16 protein-coding genes are annotated in these 14,553 nt (G+C 70.5%); 8 read left to right on the forward strand and 8 right to left on the reverse strand.

All coding sequences use genetic code 11. The annotated features are described in order from the left end of the window. Positions 1 to 71: 71 nt before the first annotated feature. Positions 72 to 533 (forward strand): GNAT family N-acetyltransferase, encoded by a 462-nt coding sequence (locus tag AC5JOC_RS04735; RefSeq protein ID WP_124767653.1) that lies wholly within the window; start codon positions 72 to 74, stop codon positions 531 to 533. Between the two features lie 16 nt (positions 534 to 549). On the opposite strand, the gene AC5JOC_RS04740 is transcribed toward AC5JOC_RS04735, so the two are convergent. The 5 genes from AC5JOC_RS04740 to hemE form a co-directional block, all read right to left on the reverse strand. Beyond that, the gene (locus tag AC5JOC_RS04740; RefSeq protein WP_079003603.1) at positions 550 to 801 is read right to left on the reverse strand and encodes a DUF3618 domain-containing protein; all 252 of its coding nucleotides are present in this window, start codon (positions 799 to 801) and stop codon (positions 550 to 552) included. Next, positions 791 to 1,213, reverse strand: a complete 423-nt coding sequence (locus AC5JOC_RS04745) for a phage holin family protein (RefSeq protein WP_064294953.1) — start codon at positions 1,211 to 1,213, stop codon at positions 791 to 793. Before AC5JOC_RS04745 ends, AC5JOC_RS04740 begins: the two co-directional genes overlap by 11 nt. Before the next feature lie 17 nt (positions 1,214 to 1,230). Continuing rightward, positions 1,231 to 1,677 carry a hypothetical protein gene (locus tag AC5JOC_RS04750; protein WP_079706357.1) on the reverse strand — a complete coding sequence of 149 codons (447 nt, stop codon included), beginning with the start codon at positions 1,675 to 1,677 and terminating at the stop codon, positions 1,231 to 1,233. Positions 1,678 to 1,809: 132 nt separating this feature from the next. Beyond that, positions 1,810 to 3,354 carry a protoporphyrinogen/coproporphyrinogen oxidase gene (locus AC5JOC_RS04755; RefSeq protein WP_494245573.1) on the reverse strand — a complete coding sequence of 515 codons (1,545 nt, stop codon included), beginning with the start codon at positions 3,352 to 3,354 and terminating at the stop codon, positions 1,810 to 1,812. Next, positions 3,351 to 4,442, reverse strand: a complete 1,092-nt coding sequence (gene hemE, locus AC5JOC_RS04760; protein ID WP_370581909.1) for a uroporphyrinogen decarboxylase — start codon at positions 4,440 to 4,442, stop codon at positions 3,351 to 3,353. Before hemE ends, AC5JOC_RS04755 begins: the two co-directional genes overlap by 4 nt. Before the next feature lie 114 nt (positions 4,443 to 4,556). Between hemE and AC5JOC_RS04765 the strand changes: the two genes are divergently transcribed. Beyond that, entirely contained in the window at positions 4,557 to 6,017 is a 1,461-nt protein-coding gene (locus AC5JOC_RS04765) for a glutamyl-tRNA reductase (protein WP_494245575.1), read from the forward strand. A gap of 262 nt (positions 6,018 to 6,279) precedes the next feature. Here AC5JOC_RS04765 and AC5JOC_RS04770 read toward each other — a convergent pair whose 3' ends face one another. Beyond that, positions 6,280 to 6,981 (reverse strand): DUF4190 domain-containing protein, encoded by a 702-nt coding sequence (locus AC5JOC_RS04770; protein ID WP_494245576.1) that lies wholly within the window; start codon positions 6,979 to 6,981, stop codon positions 6,280 to 6,282. Between the two features lie 136 nt (positions 6,982 to 7,117). Between AC5JOC_RS04770 and AC5JOC_RS04775 the strand changes: the two genes are divergently transcribed. Further along, the gene (locus AC5JOC_RS04775) at positions 7,118 to 7,936 is read left to right on the forward strand and encodes an esterase/lipase family protein (protein ID WP_494245578.1); all 819 of its coding nucleotides are present in this window, start codon (positions 7,118 to 7,120) and stop codon (positions 7,934 to 7,936) included. Then, the gene (locus AC5JOC_RS04780) at positions 7,933 to 8,364 is read left to right on the forward strand and encodes an NUDIX hydrolase (protein WP_342365758.1); all 432 of its coding nucleotides are present in this window, start codon (positions 7,933 to 7,935) and stop codon (positions 8,362 to 8,364) included. Before AC5JOC_RS04775 ends, AC5JOC_RS04780 begins: the two co-directional genes overlap by 4 nt. Before the next feature lie 207 nt (positions 8,365 to 8,571). On the opposite strand, the gene AC5JOC_RS04785 is transcribed toward AC5JOC_RS04780, so the two are convergent. Then, on the reverse strand, positions 8,572 to 9,477 hold the full coding sequence (locus AC5JOC_RS04785; protein ID WP_064294922.1) for a serine hydrolase: 906 nt from the start codon (positions 9,475 to 9,477) through the stop codon (positions 8,572 to 8,574). A 269-nt stretch (positions 9,478 to 9,746) separates the two neighbouring features. Further along, the gene (locus tag AC5JOC_RS04790) at positions 9,747 to 10,517 is read right to left on the reverse strand and encodes an SDR family NAD(P)-dependent oxidoreductase (protein WP_159876237.1); all 771 of its coding nucleotides are present in this window, start codon (positions 10,515 to 10,517) and stop codon (positions 9,747 to 9,749) included. A gap of 116 nt (positions 10,518 to 10,633) precedes the next feature. On the opposite strand from AC5JOC_RS04790, the gene AC5JOC_RS04795 reads away from it, so the two are divergent. The 4 genes from AC5JOC_RS04795 (at position 10,634) to AC5JOC_RS04810 (ending at position 14,542) form a co-directional block, all read left to right on the forward strand. Then, positions 10,634 to 11,362: an SDR family oxidoreductase gene (locus tag AC5JOC_RS04795; RefSeq protein WP_494245580.1), complete on the forward strand. Its 729-nt coding sequence runs from the start codon at positions 10,634 to 10,636 to the stop codon at positions 11,360 to 11,362. Next, entirely contained in the window at positions 11,359 to 12,036 is a 678-nt protein-coding gene (locus tag AC5JOC_RS04800) for a FadR/GntR family transcriptional regulator (protein ID WP_159876241.1), read from the forward strand. Before AC5JOC_RS04795 ends, AC5JOC_RS04800 begins: the two co-directional genes overlap by 4 nt. 241 nt (positions 12,037 to 12,277) lie before the next feature. Continuing rightward, positions 12,278 to 13,564: a sugar ABC transporter substrate-binding protein gene (locus tag AC5JOC_RS04805; RefSeq protein WP_064294926.1), complete on the forward strand. Its 1,287-nt coding sequence runs from the start codon at positions 12,278 to 12,280 to the stop codon at positions 13,562 to 13,564. A 6-nt stretch (positions 13,565 to 13,570) separates the two neighbouring features. After that, the gene (locus tag AC5JOC_RS04810) at positions 13,571 to 14,542 is read left to right on the forward strand and encodes a carbohydrate ABC transporter permease (protein WP_370282131.1); all 972 of its coding nucleotides are present in this window, start codon (positions 13,571 to 13,573) and stop codon (positions 14,540 to 14,542) included. Positions 14,543 to 14,553 lie beyond the last annotated feature (11 nt).

A 14,553-nucleotide genomic window follows, 5' to 3' on the forward strand; every position in this document is an offset into this window, starting at 1 on the left:
CGGTCGATTGGGCAAAAGGGGCAGGTCACGATTGACACCGAGCCCAGCCTCACCGCCGATACAGTCGGGTGATGATCAGCGAGCAGCCTCCCGTCGAGTACCACGTCGCCAGAGCGGCCGAGATGGATCCGGTGACGCTCTACCGCGTGCTGAAGATCCGCGTCGACGTCTTCGTCGTCGAGCAGACGGCGCTCTTCGCCGATCTCGACGGACGCGACATCGAGGACGGGACCCTCATCGCCTGGGCGCAGGAGGGCGACGAGGTGCTCGCGACGATCCGGATCCTGACCGAGGCCGAGCACTCGGAGATCGGACGGGTGGCCACCGCGTTCACCGCCCGCGGGCGGGGTCTCGCCGCGGAACTGATCCGCCGCGCCGTCGCCGACCACGGGCATCGGGAACTCCGCATGGGCGCCCAGAAACGCCTCGCCGACTGGTACGGCCGGTTCGGATTCGAGATCAGCGGCCCCGACTACGTGGAGGACGACATCGTGCACGTCCCGATGACGCGCGTGGCCACCCCGAGGGACTGACCGGCGGCGGGACGCGTCAGCGCGCGATGGCGCGGACGATGCCCCACACGGCCAGCCCGGCCGCACCGGCGAGGCCCGCGACACCGGCGTAGAAGACCGCCGGGCGTTCGACCTTGACGGTCGCGATCTGCACGATGGCACGACGCTTGGCGCGGTGCACCTGCTTCGGGACGTTGAGCTTGTCCTCGATCGCGTTCAGCGTGGCGACGAGCTCGGCGCGAGCCTGCTCGGGCGAGGGCGTCGCCCCCGGGAACTGGTCAACGGTCATACTCGCCGAGTCCCTTCACTGCCTTGATGTCTTCCTTCACGTTGTCCATCGGGCTCGGGTCCTCGTTGATCTTCTTGAAGTACCGCAGCGCGATGAGCACGAGGACCGCCGCGACGAGGACGAAGAGCACGAAGACGCAGAGCGCCGCCAGCCACGAGGGCATGACGAGCGCGAGCGCGAGGATCAGCACGGCGACGAGCACGCCGACCGCGAAGAACAGGAACACCGCGGCACCGGCGACGAACGCCGCTCCGATGCCCGCGTACTTGCCCTTGTGGGCCAGCTGCGTCTTGAGGTTGGCGATCTCGGCCTTGACCAGGTTCGAGACGACCCCGGGCAGCTGGCCGACGAGGGTCAGGAGGGATTCGTCGCGCTTGTCGTAGCGCGGCTCCGAGCGGTTGCGGTCACTCATGAACGGCATCGTCGGTGCTACTCGCCGCTCTTGGGCTTCGGTGCCGTCGTCTTGGGCGCGGCAGGCTTGCGCACTGCGGGCTTCGAGGCCGACGACGTCGAGGTGCCGGAGGCCGTGCGTGCGTCCTTGACCGTCTCGGACACGTCCTGGACGGTGTCTTCGGTCTTCGACTCAGCCTTGCGGTGCACTGAGCCTGTCGAAGTGTCGAGCTTCTGGCCGGGCGTCGAGCCCTGCTGGCTGACGACCTTCGCGACGGCGCTGACGCCGCTCCACAGAGCCGCGGGGACCTCGCTGATGCGTGCCTTGGCGAAGTCCTCGACCTTGCCGCGCTGCGCGCGCACCGGCTTCGCGTTCCACAGCTTGACCCACTGCGTCTTGATCTGCTCGTAGCGTTCGCGTCCGGCGCGGGTACCGAGCACGTAGCCCGTGAGCCCACCGACGACGAACATGACCTTGCCCTTCATGGCGCCTCCGTCTGTTCGAGTGGTGCTGTGATGCTGCATCCAACGGGACCAGCGTAGTCGGGTGTCACTCCGACGCCACCATCCGGTCGGGGGTTGACAGGAAAAGATGCCGGGTCGGGCATATGGGCGTGTCTACCGCTGCAGCGCCTGATGGCGGAGTCGTGCCGCCGCCTCGTGGGCGTCGGGCACCACCGAGGCGAGCCCCGTGCCCGACAACCAGGCACCCGTGACCGCGAGGTCGGGCACCTCGGCCACTGCTTCCCGGATGGCCGTCGAGCGTTCGCGCTGGCCGCGGGCGGCGGTCGGCTGCGTCCCCGTCCAGGAGATGCGGTGGAAGCCGCGGACGCTGCCCGGGTCGAGCTGGACGCCGAGCATCGCGGACGCGTCGTGCAACGCCGTCGAGAGCAGCTCCTCGTCGGTCAACGCGCTCGTCGCGTCGGCTTCGCCCTGACGACCGAAGGACAGGCGGACGACGTGGCGGTGCTCGCCCTGCTCCTTCGCGCGGTCGGCGAGCCAGGCCCACTTCGCCGTCGCATGGGTGAGCGCCTTGGCGTGGAGCGTCGAGCCGGGTGCGACGAGCAGCCCGGAGCCACGCGGTGCGGCGTCGAGTGCCGGTTCGTCGAGCACGATCGTCACGAGCTCGATCGGCGCCGGCAGGACCGGGTCGCCCGCGTCGTCGCCGGCGGCGGGGAGGTCGCGGAGCGCCGGCCCGACGTCGGCCAGCAGGTTGCGGGCCGGCTGCTCGGGCGTCGCGATGAGGACCAGATCGGCCTCGAGCACCCGGCCGTCGGTCAGGGCGACGTACCAGGGGGCCTTCGACGCGCCGGCGGCCGCGGGACGCTCGCTCATCCGCGGGAGGCCGGCGTCGCCGAGGCCGACACCCGGTCCGTCCACGTCGATGTCGAACGGGTTCCGGGAGATCGCCGTGACGGCGACGCCGGTGATGAGCGTCGACCCCCACCGCTCGAGCTCGGCGGTCAAGCCGTCGACGAGGACGGTCATGCCACCGTCGAGGCCACCGACCGCGGCACCGGCGGGCGCGTTCTCCCGGAGAGCCGCGACGGCGAGGGACAGCGCCCCGGTGCGGGTCAGCGCGGCGTTCAGCCCGGGAGCCGCGCGGTCGACGTCGAGGTCGTCTGGAGCGGCCGAGTAGACGCCCGAGGTGACCGGTGCGACGAGGAGGTCGTGGACGGCCGCGCCCATGCGCTTCCGGACGAGCGCACCGAGGTTGTGCTCGGTGCCGATCGTGAGCGGCGGGCGGATGCGGTCGAGGTAGGCGCGCAGGGCACCCTTCCAGCCGATGACCCGACGGACGTCGTCGGCGAGGGGGTTCGTCGGGATGCCCAGCAGCCCCGCCTTGGGGAGCGGGACACTCCGCTGCGGCTGTCCGGGCTTGGCGACGTGCAACCAGGCCCCGGCCCGGTTGGGACGCACGACGCGGTCGGTCAGGCCCAGCTGCTCGATGAGCTCGGCGACCGAGCCACCGCGCGTCGCGAAGCTCTCGGCACCGACGTCGACGCGGAGACCTGCGACCTCGGCGGCCGCGAGCGCGCCACCGAACGACTCCTGCGCGTCGACGACCGTCACCGAGATGCCGACCTTGGCGCAGTCGACCGCGCCGACGAGTCCGGCCACACCACCGCCGATGACGACGAGACGCTTCGGCTCGAGACTCATGCGGGCTGCCAATCGTGGGCGAGGGCGACGATGCGGGTCAGGACGTCCGGGTCGGTCTCGGGCGGGACCCCGTGGCCGAGGTTGAGGACGTGCGACGGCGCCGCCGTCCCGCGCTGGAGGATGTCGAGGACGTGCGCCTCGAGGACCGGCCATGGGGCTGCGAGCAGTGCCGGGTCGATGTTGCCCTGCACGGGGACGCCGCCACCGAGACGTCGGATGCCCTCGTCGAGCGCCAGCCGGTAGTCGATCCCGACCACGTCGGCGCCGACCCGGTGCATCGCACCGAGCAGCTCGCCCGTCCCGACGCCGAAGTGCACCTTCGGGACCGGGAGGTCGGCGACGTGCGCGAGCGCGGCCCGGGAGGCCGGGGCGACGTGACGCTCGTAGTCCTCGAGGGAGAGCGCCCCCGCCCACGAGTCGAAGAGCTGCGCGGCCGACGCACCGGCGAGCACCTGGGCGCGGAGGAAGCGACCGGTGACGTCCGCGCACCAGGCCATGAGCTTCGCCCACGACTCCGGGTCGGCGTGCATGAGGGTGCGGGCGGCGAGGTGGTCCTTCGACGGTCCGCCCTCGACGAGATAGGCGGCGAGCGTGAACGGCGCACCCGCGAAGCCGATGAGCGGCGTGCGGCCGTCGCCGATCCCCGCGAGCCCGGCGACGGTGAGCGCGACGCCCTCGCGGATCGGTGCAAGCGTGTCGTCGAGGACGGCCGGGTCGAGCGCGACGAGCGCGTCGACCTCGGCGGCCGTCCGAACCGCCGACCCCATGACGGGACCACGGCCCGGCACGATCTCGACCGCGACCCCGGCCTGCTTCAGCGGCACCACGATGTCGCTGAAGAAGATGGCCGCGTCCGTCCCGTGCCGTCGGATGGGCTGGAGGGTGATCTCGCTCGCCATCGCCGGGTCGAGGCAGGCGTCGAGCATGGCCGTCCCGATCCGCAACTCGCGGTACTCGGGCAGCGACCGGCCGGCCTGACGCATGAACCAGACGGGCGTCCGCTCGGGACGGGTGCCGCGGTACGCGGTGATGAGCGGCGACGACTGGGTCACGCCGGTGACGAGGGGGTGTTCGGGTGGGAGACTCACCCCTCCATCCTCCCATCTCCGCCCTGAGAGGGAGGGGGACGCGTGCGACCGGGTGAGGGTCACCTGGGTGGCTTCCCGGAGAGGCCGACGTGCCCGCTCGGGTAGACTCATCGGGTGCTCATGTGTGTGACGGCGAGCCATAAGAACGCCACCTTCGACCTCCTCGAACGACTCTCAGTCGGTGCCGAGGGCGTTGCCGCGCGCCTGGTCGAGCACCACGAGTGCGTCTCGGGTGCCGTCGTCGTGGCCACCTGCAACCGGTTCGAGGCGTACATCGACCTCGACGAGCCCGTCACCGCCGCCGCATCCGTCGCCTTCGAGGCCGCTGCGGAGGCCGTCAGCGAGACCACCGGCATCCCCGCCGAGCAGCTGCGGGAGGTGTTCGACCTCAGCGTCGGCACCGCGGCAGCCGAGCACCTCTTCGCCGTGTCGGCCGGACTCGAGTCCGTCGTCGTCGGTGAGGGCGAGATCGCCGGCCAGGTGCGGCGCTCCCTCGAGGCCGCTCGCGCCGGTGGCACCACCAGTTCCGAACTGGAGCGCCTGTTCCAGCGCGCGTCCCAGACCTCCCGTGGCATCAAGAACCGCACGCCGCTCGGGCGCGCCGGTCGCTCCATCGTGCGCCTCGCCCTCGACCTCGCGGAGAGCCGCATCGACGACTGGGCCACGCAGCGCGTGTTGCTCGTCGGCACCGGTGCGTACGCCGGCGCGAGCCTCGCCGCCCTCCGCGACCGCGGCGTCACCGACGTCCTCGTGTACTCGCCGTCCGGCCGCGCCGAGAAGTTCGCGCGCTCGCACGAGATCGGCTGGATCGGACACGACGACCTCGCCCGCACCACCGGCGAGGTCGACATCATCGTCACCTGCACCACCGCCGAGGGCCACGTGGTCGACGCCGAACTGCTCCGCGCGGGTCGCACGGCCGTCGCCGCCGACCACCGTGCGCGAGCCGCGGCTGCCACGGACGCACCGACGCTCTCGCTGGTCACCGCGTCCGACGCACCGGCCGCACCCGAGCCCACCGGGGTCTCCGCGCTCGTCCACGACGTCATCACCGAAGCCGCCGCCGAGTGCCCGGTGCCGCACGCGTCGGCACAGCTCGTCATCGACCTCGGCCTGCCGCGCAACGTCGACCCCGACGTCTCCACCGTCTCCGGTGTCGTCCTGCTCGACCTCGAGACCATCCGCATCCACGCGCCGCTCGAGGAGCTGCAGGCCACCGAGGTCGCGCGCTCCATCGTCAGCCGCGCCGCACAGAAGTTCGCCGCGGTCGGCGAGGAGCGCAGCCTCGAGCCCGCCGTCGTCGCACTCCGCAGCCACGTGCACGCACTCGTCGAGGCCGAGGTCGCCCGTGCGACCGCTCGCGGCGACGACGACGGTTCGACCGCCCGCGCACTGCGTCACCTCGCCGGAGTGCTGCTGCACGAACCGACGGTGCGCGCACGGAACCTCGCCCGCAACGGCGAGCAGGCCGCGTACACGACGGCGCTGCAGACGCTCTTCGGCATCGACGTCCCGCAGACACCGGCGGTCGTCGCGCCGGTCGCCGACACCGACTCGGCCGCCTCCGCCTCCTAGGCTTCCGACGGCACCGGGCTCTCGCGTCGGGTGGCTCCGGTCACCGAGCCGAACCCCGGTCACCGAGCCTGTCGAGGTGCGCGAACACGCGACCCGACCATGGACGTTCCTCGTGTGCCCTTCGACACTTCGACAGGCTCAGTGCGGCGCAGCTCAGGGACCGGAGAGGGTTGCCGCTCAGGGAACGGGTCACGCACCGCCCTTCGACCCGACAGGCTCAGTCGGGACCGGAGAGGGGTGCTACTCAGGTACGGGAGGAGGGTCACCGCCCAGGGACCGGGGCGGGAAGGGCGCTGGAACGACGAACGGGCACCGGCGCGATGCCGATGCCCGTCGTGATCCGCCTGCGGAGCAGGCCGTGGATCAGTAGTCGTAGTTGTAGTCGTACGAGCTCGCGGCGCCGATCGACGCCGGCGAAGATGAGGATGTAGAAGATGATGACGACGATGCCGGCGAGGACCGAGACGCCGCTCACGATGGTGCCGGCGAGGGCCAGGCCGCGGCCCTGCTCACCGGTGCGCTTGATCTGACCGAGCGCGATGATGCCGAGCACGAGGCCGACGACGCCGAACCCGACGAACGGGGCGATGAGCGAGATGATCGCCATGACGTTCGTCTTCGGGCCGGTCGGCTGCGCGTAGCCGTACGGCGCCTGGGGCTGTCCGTACGGAGCGGCGGGCTGGCCGTAGGGGTTCTGCTGCTGCCCGTAGGGTGCCTGCGGCTGGCCGTAGGGGTTCTGCTGCTCGCCGTAGGGCGCCTGCGGCTGACCGTACTTCGGCTGCTCGCCGTACTGCGGAGCCTGCTGGCCCGACTGCTCACCGTAGGGCGAGGGCTGGCCGTACTGCGGAGCCTGTTCGCCGTACTGCGGAGCCGGCGGAACCTGCGATTCGCCGTAGGCCGGCTGCTGGGGGTTCTGGCTCTGACCGTATGGGTCGTTCGGCTGGCCGGAGTTCGGATCAGTCATGAAGGTGCACCTCGCGCATAGGGGTTCGACGAACGGACTCATGCTTGCAGCGCGCCGTCGCCTTGTCAACACAGGGTAACCCGCGATCCCTGATGTTCACTGGGCTCGCGCGGCGGGCACCGGAGGCGGTGGCAAGATGGACGAGGGGGTGCGGATGGACGAGGAGTCGGTGGCGGAAGCCGAGGACGTCACGCTCGCCGATGCCCCGCCGGTCGCCGAGCGGCCTGGCGCGCTGACCATCGCCGGGATCGTCGCCGTCGACTGGGTCCACTCCGTCGTCTGGCACACGCGGGCCTTCTTCAGCGGCCGAATCCCGAGGGAGTACGCCCGAGGCGACGCGAGTCGCCCCGTCGTCGTCCTCATCCCCGGCGTGTACGAGACCTGGGCGTTCCTGAAGCCGGTCGCCGACCGCCTGAACGCCGACGGCTACCGGATCCGCATCGCCCGCGGCCTCGGATACAACCGCAAACCCATCCGCGACACGGCGGCCCGCTTCGCCCGCGCGCTCGGGCGGTTGCCGAAGCCCGCCGCCGGGTGCGTCATCGTCGCGCACAGCAAGGGAGGCCTCGTCGGAAAGGAGCTGCTCCTCACCGAACGCGAGCGGCTGGGCCTGCTCGGGGTCGTCGCGATCTGCTCGCCGTTCTCCGGGTCGGTGCTCGCGAAGTACGTCGTCGACCCGAGCCTCCGCGCCTTCCTCCCGACGGACGAGACCATCGTCGCGCTCGGCGCCCCGCACGACGTCAACGCCGACATCGTCTCGATCTACAGCACCTTCGACCCGCACGTGCCGTCCAGCAGCGTGCTGCCCGGAGCGACGAACGTGCTCCTCCCGGTGCCGGGTCACTTCGTGATCCTCAGCACGGACGAGCTCAAGGACGCCGTGGAACTCGCCGTCGACGGGTTCGCCGATCGGGTGCGGCCCGCACTCGACACCGAGAGCCCGGCCGACCGGTGAGCCGCGCACCCGAGAGCTCGGGCAGCGCGCTCCCCGACATCCTCGTGTCCGCGGTCGCGATCGTCCGCGGACGGCGGGTGCTCATGGTGACGGCTCGCGGCCGCGACGTCCTCTACATGCCGGGCGGGAAGATCGACGCGGGCGAGACGCCCGCCGAGGCCGCCGTCCGGGAGGCACGCGAGGAGGTCGCGGTCGAGATCGATCCGGCGCGGGTGTCGCCGTTGTTCACGGTGGTCACGCAGGCGCACGGCGAGCCCGACGGCCGGCTCGTGCGGATGCACGTCTTCGCGGCCGAGACGCACGAGACACCGACGCCCTCCGCCGAGGTGAGCGCGGTCCACTGGGTGGGCACGGAGTCACTCGACCGCTGCCCACCTGCGGGACGCGACGTGCTCGAGCGCCTGGCGGCGGCGGGGCTCATCGACTGAGGAGCCCTCCGACAGGGGATCCTGCCCTTCGACAAGCTCAGGGACCGATGACAACTGGGACCGGCAGCACACGATCAGCCATCCCGGTCACTGAGCTTGTCGAAGTGCCCACGGAGACGCCCTTCGACAGGCTCAGGGACCGGCGGAGGTGAGCCCTTCGACACGCTCAGGGACCGGTCAACCTGGGACCGGAGGAGTGAGACCGGCTCAGTGCACGTACTCGAGGAGGTCCTGGCCGAGGATCCGAACGGCGTCGACCACCCCGAGGCGCGTGCCGAGCTCCGTGTCGTCGTAGCTCGTGCACACGGCGTAGCTCACGGCGCCGTTCGGGCCGCGGAGGATACCCGCCTCGGCTCGCACGCCGACCCCGGAACCGGTCTTGTTGAAGAGCTGGATGCCGTGGTCGGGCTCACGGTGGGCCAATGGGTCGAGCCCGAAGCCCGAGGCGACGAGCGAGAGGTCGGTGTTGAGCGACAACCAGGCCAGGACCCGGCGGCTCGTGGTCGCGTCGACGATCTCGCCCGTCGCGAGTGCCTGGAACAGCCAGGCGAGTTCGCGGGCGGAACCGACGGAGAGCTGCGGTGCGTTGTCGGGGCCGCGGTGGTCGCGGACGATGTCGAGGAGGGCCGTGCGCTTCAGCCCGATCTCCTCGGCACGGTGGCGGACGGCGTCGAGACCGATGTGGCGGAGCAGGACGTTCGTGGCGAGGTTGTCGCTCGTCGCGCCGACGAGGGCCGCGAGGTCGGCGACCGGGAGGGACGGCGCCTGCAGGTGCTGCCAGATCCCGGAGTCGGCGACGGCGTCGAGTGGCTCGCGGTCGAGGATGGTGAGCCCGCTGAAGTCGGCGTCGCCCAGGCGGGCCGCGACCTCGATGAGGAGGAGGACCTTGCCGATCGAGGCAGTGGGCACGACGACGTGGTCGTCGGCCGACATGAGCATCTCGCCGGTGGTGATGTCGTTGATCCGGAGGCTGACCTGCGCGCCCGACGCGGCCAGCTCACCGAGGGCGCTGAACCCGCGGGTGAAGGGTTCGATCTGGGCGGAGGCACGGTGGCGCCCTCGACGCGCATCGCGCGAACGGCGACGTTCCGACTCGTGCACTCGTGAAGCCACGGCTGACCGAACTCCTCTGCTCCAGATGGTGATCCCGACGATCCTGCGGGTGTGGACCTGCCCCGGTCAGCCCACTCGACGGCCGTCCGACGACCCGCGCAGCGGGCCTCCGGATGTGCCGTCCACGGTATCGTAAGCGCCCTTCGCGCTGGCTGCGAATCTGGGCCTGGGAACGTCGTTCCCGGGCGCGTCGGTCCGACATCCGTCGCTTCCATCGCCCGCGAATCCGGTCGGTCCACCGCCCGGATCCCGTCGGGTCCAGAGCCTGATCAGGGGCGAGCGCGGGCTGGGAACTGGGTCGCGAACTTGCCGCCGCTGACGTCGATCAGCGCACCGGTGACGTAGCCCGCCTGGTCGCTCGCGAGGAACCGGACGACGTTCGCGACGTCCTCCGGTTCCTCCCATCGGCGCACCGAGAGCGTGTCGAGGAGTTCGTCCTGCTGCGCCGTCGGGAGCTCGGCGAAACCGTTCATCGCCGTCGGCACCATGCCGGGGGCGTAGGCGTTCACCGTGATGCCCCACGGCCCCAGCTCGCTCGCGAGGACCCTGGTGAGCTGCACCACCGCGGACTTCGACGCCGCGTAGGCCGCGCTGCCGACGCTCGGGATGACCGCCGCGAAGCTCGCGGCGTTGATGATGCGCCCGGAACGCTGTTCCTTCAGATACGGGATGACCGCCTTCGACACCCGGAAGACGCCGCCGACGTTGACGTCGAAGCACCTCGTCCACGCGGCGTCGCTCGTCTCCTCGAGCAGCGACTGCACGTTGACCCCGGCGTTGTTCACGAGGACGTCGATCCCTCCGAGCCCGGCGGCAGCCGCCGCGACCGCGCTCGACACCGATTCCTCGGAACGCACGTCGCATGCGATGGCGACGAGGTCGCCGTGGTGGGACGCCACGAGCGCGTCCAGGGAGGAGACGTCGAGGTCGAGCACCGCGACGCGGGACCCCTCGGCGAGGAAGGACTCCACGAGGGCGAGCCCGATTCCGCGAGCACCTCCGGTCACGATCACCCGTCGATCCGTCAGGTCCAGCAGCATCGGTGTCTCCCGTCGTTTGAGCGCGTCCGTCGACGCGTCGACCCGGTGTCGACGGCAGCGTGCGCACCAGGCGAGTAAAACATACTTATGATCGATCAGCTCGATACACTGGCGTCATGACGGATCGAGTGCTCTGGGTGACGGGTGGCGGCAGCGGCATGGGGCAGGCCGTGGCGGTGTCTGCCGCTGAGGCGGGCTGGCGCGTCGCCGTGACGGGGCGACGCCGCGAGGCGCTCCTCGAGACCGTCGAGGCCGTCACCTCCGCCGGCGGTGTGGCCGTCGCCGCGGAGGCCGACGCGACGGACCCCGCTTCGCTCACCCGAGCCCACGAACGCATCGTCGCCGAGCTCGGCCCGGTCGACGACCTCGTCACCGCGGCGGGCCTGAACGCACCACGGCGTCGGTGGGACGACCAGTCGATGACGGAGTTCGCCGCGATCGTCGACACCAACCTCACCTCGGTCGCCCGGACGATCGATCTCGCACTGCCCACCATCCGTGACGCACAGGGACGGATCATCGTCATCTCCTCCTTCGCCGGTTGGCGCTTCTCGACGAAGGGTGGCGTCGCCTACAGCGCGAGCAAGACCGCGCTCGCCTCGCTCTGCGCGACCCTCAACGAGGAGGAGGGACTCCGCGGCGTCGGCGCCACCCACCTCTGCCCGGGCGACGTCGACACCCCGTTCCTCTCCATGCGGCCGCAGGTGCCGGACGCGTCGGCGCGCGAGACGATGCTGACACCCGAGGACATCGGCCGCGCCGTGCGGTTCATCCTCGACGGCCCGCCACACGTGCGGATCGATGAGCTCGTGATCTCCCCCACCCGTCCGTCAGCACGGGCGTGAGTCGCGCACCGGGGACATCGGCCTTCGAACGGACGCTCGACCGGATCGGCACCGACATCGTCGACGGCGGACTGCCCGCCGGCACGGTGTGCACGGTGGACGAGCTGGTCGACCGCTCTGGGCACTCGCGGTCCGTGGTCCGGGAGGCGACCCGCGTGCTCTCCGGCATGGGACTCCTCGCCAGCAAGGCGCACGTCGGCCACACCGTGCAGCCGTCGTCGAGCTGGGACTGGTTGCAGCCTCGGGTGCTCCGCTGGGCGTTGGCGAGCGGACGACGGGAGTCCACCCTCCTCGCGATCCGCGAACTCCGCACCGCGACCGAGCCGGAGTCGGCACGGCTCGCGGCCGAGCGACGCAGCGACGACGACGCCCGCGAGCTCCGCGTGACGAGTGAGGCGCTCCGCGCGGCCGCGGTTCGCCAGGATCCGATCGCGTTCCTCGAGGCCGACCTCCTGCTGCATCGCCTCATCCGGCGCGCGGCGGCGAACCCGATCCTCGACCGGGTCGGCGACGCCGTCGACGAGGCCCTCCGGGATCGTGTGGACCAGCTGCCCGGCGACGGCATCGACCACCACGACGCGGCGTTGCACACGGACCTCGCGTCGGCGATCGAGGCGCAGGACGGCGAGCGGGCCGCCGCGACGATGCGCGTGATCATCCTCCGCACGGCCTGACGGCGGCGATGCCCGACCGCCGCCTCGCACTCACGGTTCTCGCAGCTTCGTGAAACACGTCCGTCACGCAGGTAACGACCGTGTTGCAGTGCTGGAAAATATTTGCAAGCTTCCTGTACTTATTGAATACTGTTTCCACACCCACTGAAAACAGCAGGGATCGACCGCGGTTTCCCGGTCACTCCGGATCCCGGGCCAACGACGGCTCGGACTCCCGATCCCAGAATCGAGGAGCAGCACCATGCGCAAGCGCACCCTTCCGCTGGCCGTCCTCGCCACCGCGGCACTCGGCCTCACCGCCTGTGCCGGTGGCGGTTCCGGCTCAGGCGACGTCTCGGCAGACGGCCAGACGCTCACCGTCTGGATCATGCAGGGCACCAACCCCGACTCCGAGGCCTTCTTCAAGGAGGTCGGCTCGGCCTTCAAGAAGGAGACCGGCGCCACCCTCAAGGTCGAGTACGTGCAGTGGGCCGACGCCCACGACCGCTTCGTGACGTCGATCGCCGGGAACACCACCCCCGACGTCGCCGAGACGGGCACCACCTGGACGGCCGAGTTCGCCGATGCCGGCGCCCTCGCCCCCATCGGCGACTACGTCGACAAGGCCGGCCTGAAGGACGACCTCGTCAAGGGCCTCGCCGACTCCGGTACGTACGACGGCGAGCTCTACGGCATGCCGTGGTACGCCGGCGTCCGCTCGATCGTCTACCGCACCGACGTCTTCGAGGAGCTCGGCCTCAAGGCGCCGACCACCTGGCAGGAGATCATCGACGCCGGCACCGCGATCAAGGCCGCCAAGCCCGACATGATCCCGTTCCCCGTCCCCGGTGACGCCGAGTTCACGGCGTACCCCTGGGTCTGGGGCGCCGGCGGCGAGGTCTCCGAGCTCGACGGCGACACCTGGAAGTCGGGGCTCGCGAGCGACGACTCACGCAAGGGCATCCAGTTCTGGACCGACCTGGCCACCAAGTACGACCTCTCCTCCTCAGGTGCCACCACCTGGAAGGAGACGGACGTCCTCGACAACTTCGTGCAGGACAAGGTCGCCATGGCGATCATGGGCTCCTGGACCCCGGCGACGATCGTCCAGAAGAACCCGGAGCTCGAGGGCAAGTTCGCCGCCATCCCGATCCCGGGTGAAGACGGCGGCATGTCGCCCTCCGTGCTCGGCGGTTCGCACCTCAGCATGTTCAACACCTCGAAGAACAAGGACCTCGCGTTCCAGTTCATCGAGATGATGACCACCGGCAAGTTCGCCTCCGAGTGGGCCGAGCAGACCGGCTACTTCCCCGGCCAGACCTCGCTCCTCAGTGACTCGACCGAGAGCGACGACCCGCTGGTGAAGCCCTTCGCCGAGCAGTTCGTCGACGGCGGCGCTTCCCTCCCCGTGACCCCGAAGTTCGGTGCGGTGCAGGCGAAGAAGACCACCAACGCGATGATCCAGGCCATCCTCTCCGGAAGCAAGTCGGTCGACCAGGCGACGACCGATGCCGCCAAGGAGATGGACGACATCATGAACGGCAAGTAGCCGATCGTGTCGACCCTCACCCCGCCCACGGTCACCCGCGAAGCCCCCGCTTCGCGGGTGGCCGGGGGCCCCTCCCCCAAGCGGCTGCGCCTCCTGATGCGCACCCGCCCCTGGCTGCTGCTCGCGCCGGCGCTCCTCATCCTCGCCGTGCTCCTCCTCTGGCCGCTCATCCGCGTCGTCCTGTTCTCCCTGCAGGACTACGGCCTGCGCGAGATCGTCAGCGGCGACACCAACTTCAACGGCGGCGCCAACTACGCCGAGGTCTTCGCCGACCCGACCCTCTGGACCGTCGTCCTCCCGAACACCGTCTTCTTCGCCGCGGCCGCCGTCATCGGTACGGTCGTCCTCGGCACCCTCGTCGCCCTGCTCATGGCGAACCTCGGCTCCTTCTGGCGCACCATCGTCGGCAGCGCCATCATGGTCGCCTGGGCGATGCCCGCCGTCACCGGCACCTACGTCTGGGTCTGGATCTTCGACGCCGACCGCGGCATCGTCAACCAGACGCTCATGGGGCTCGGGCTCATGGACGAGCCCTTCAACTGGTTCACGAACCAGTTCACGTTCTACGGCATCGCGCTGCTGAACGTGATCCACCACGGCTTCCCGTTCGTGGCCATCACCGTCCTCGCCGGCCTGCTCGGCGTGTCCAAGGAGATGCTGGAAGCCGCCGAGATGGACGGGGCGGGCGCGTTCCGTCGCTTCTTCCAGATCACCTTCCCGTCGCTGCGCCAGGTGTTCTCGGTCGTGATCATCCTGTCGACCATCTGGGACTTCAAGGTGTTCGCGCAGATCTACCTCATGCCGGGTGGTTCCGGCTCGAACCGCGAGGTGTTGAACCTCGGCGTGTGGTCGTACGTGGAGTCCTTCGGGCAGAACCGCTACGGCTTCGGCTCCGCGATCGCGGTGCTGTTGACGCTCGTCCTGCTCGGCATCACGATCGTCTACATCCGCGCCCTCATGAAGGAGGACGAACTGTGACCACCCACGCT

This window comes from Plantibacter sp., from assembly GCF_059073635.1.

Bases quoted from the DNA above. Each gene is read 5' to 3' on its own strand.
- AC5JOC_RS04735 (WP_124767653.1), top strand. From the start codon at position 72: ATGATCAGCGAGCAGCCTCCCGTCGAGTACCACGTCGCCAGAGCGGCC.
- AC5JOC_RS04740 (WP_079003603.1), bottom strand. From the start codon at position 801: ATGACCGTTGACCAGTTCCCGGGGGCGACGCCCTCGCCCGAGCAGGCT.
- AC5JOC_RS04745 (WP_064294953.1), bottom strand. From the start codon at position 1,213: ATGAGTGACCGCAACCGCTCGGAGCCGCGCTACGACAAGCGCGACGAA.
- AC5JOC_RS04750 (WP_079706357.1), bottom strand. From the start codon at position 1,677: ATGAAGGGCAAGGTCATGTTCGTCGTCGGTGGGCTCACGGGCTACGTG.
- AC5JOC_RS04755 (WP_494245573.1), bottom strand. From the start codon at position 3,354: ATGAGTCTCGAGCCGAAGCGTCTCGTCGTCATCGGCGGTGGTGTGGCC.
- AC5JOC_RS04770 (WP_494245576.1), bottom strand. From the start codon at position 6,981: ATGACTGATCCGAACTCCGGCCAGCCGAACGACCCATACGGTCAGAGC.
- AC5JOC_RS04775 (WP_494245578.1), top strand. From the start codon at position 7,118: ATGGACGAGGGGGTGCGGATGGACGAGGAGTCGGTGGCGGAAGCCGAG.
- AC5JOC_RS04790 (WP_159876237.1), bottom strand. From the start codon at position 10,517: ATGCTGCTGGACCTGACGGATCGACGGGTGATCGTGACCGGAGGTGCT.
- AC5JOC_RS04795 (WP_494245580.1), top strand. From the start codon at position 10,634: ATGACGGATCGAGTGCTCTGGGTGACGGGTGGCGGCAGCGGCATGGGG.
- AC5JOC_RS04805 (WP_064294926.1), top strand. From the start codon at position 12,278: ATGCGCAAGCGCACCCTTCCGCTGGCCGTCCTCGCCACCGCGGCACTC.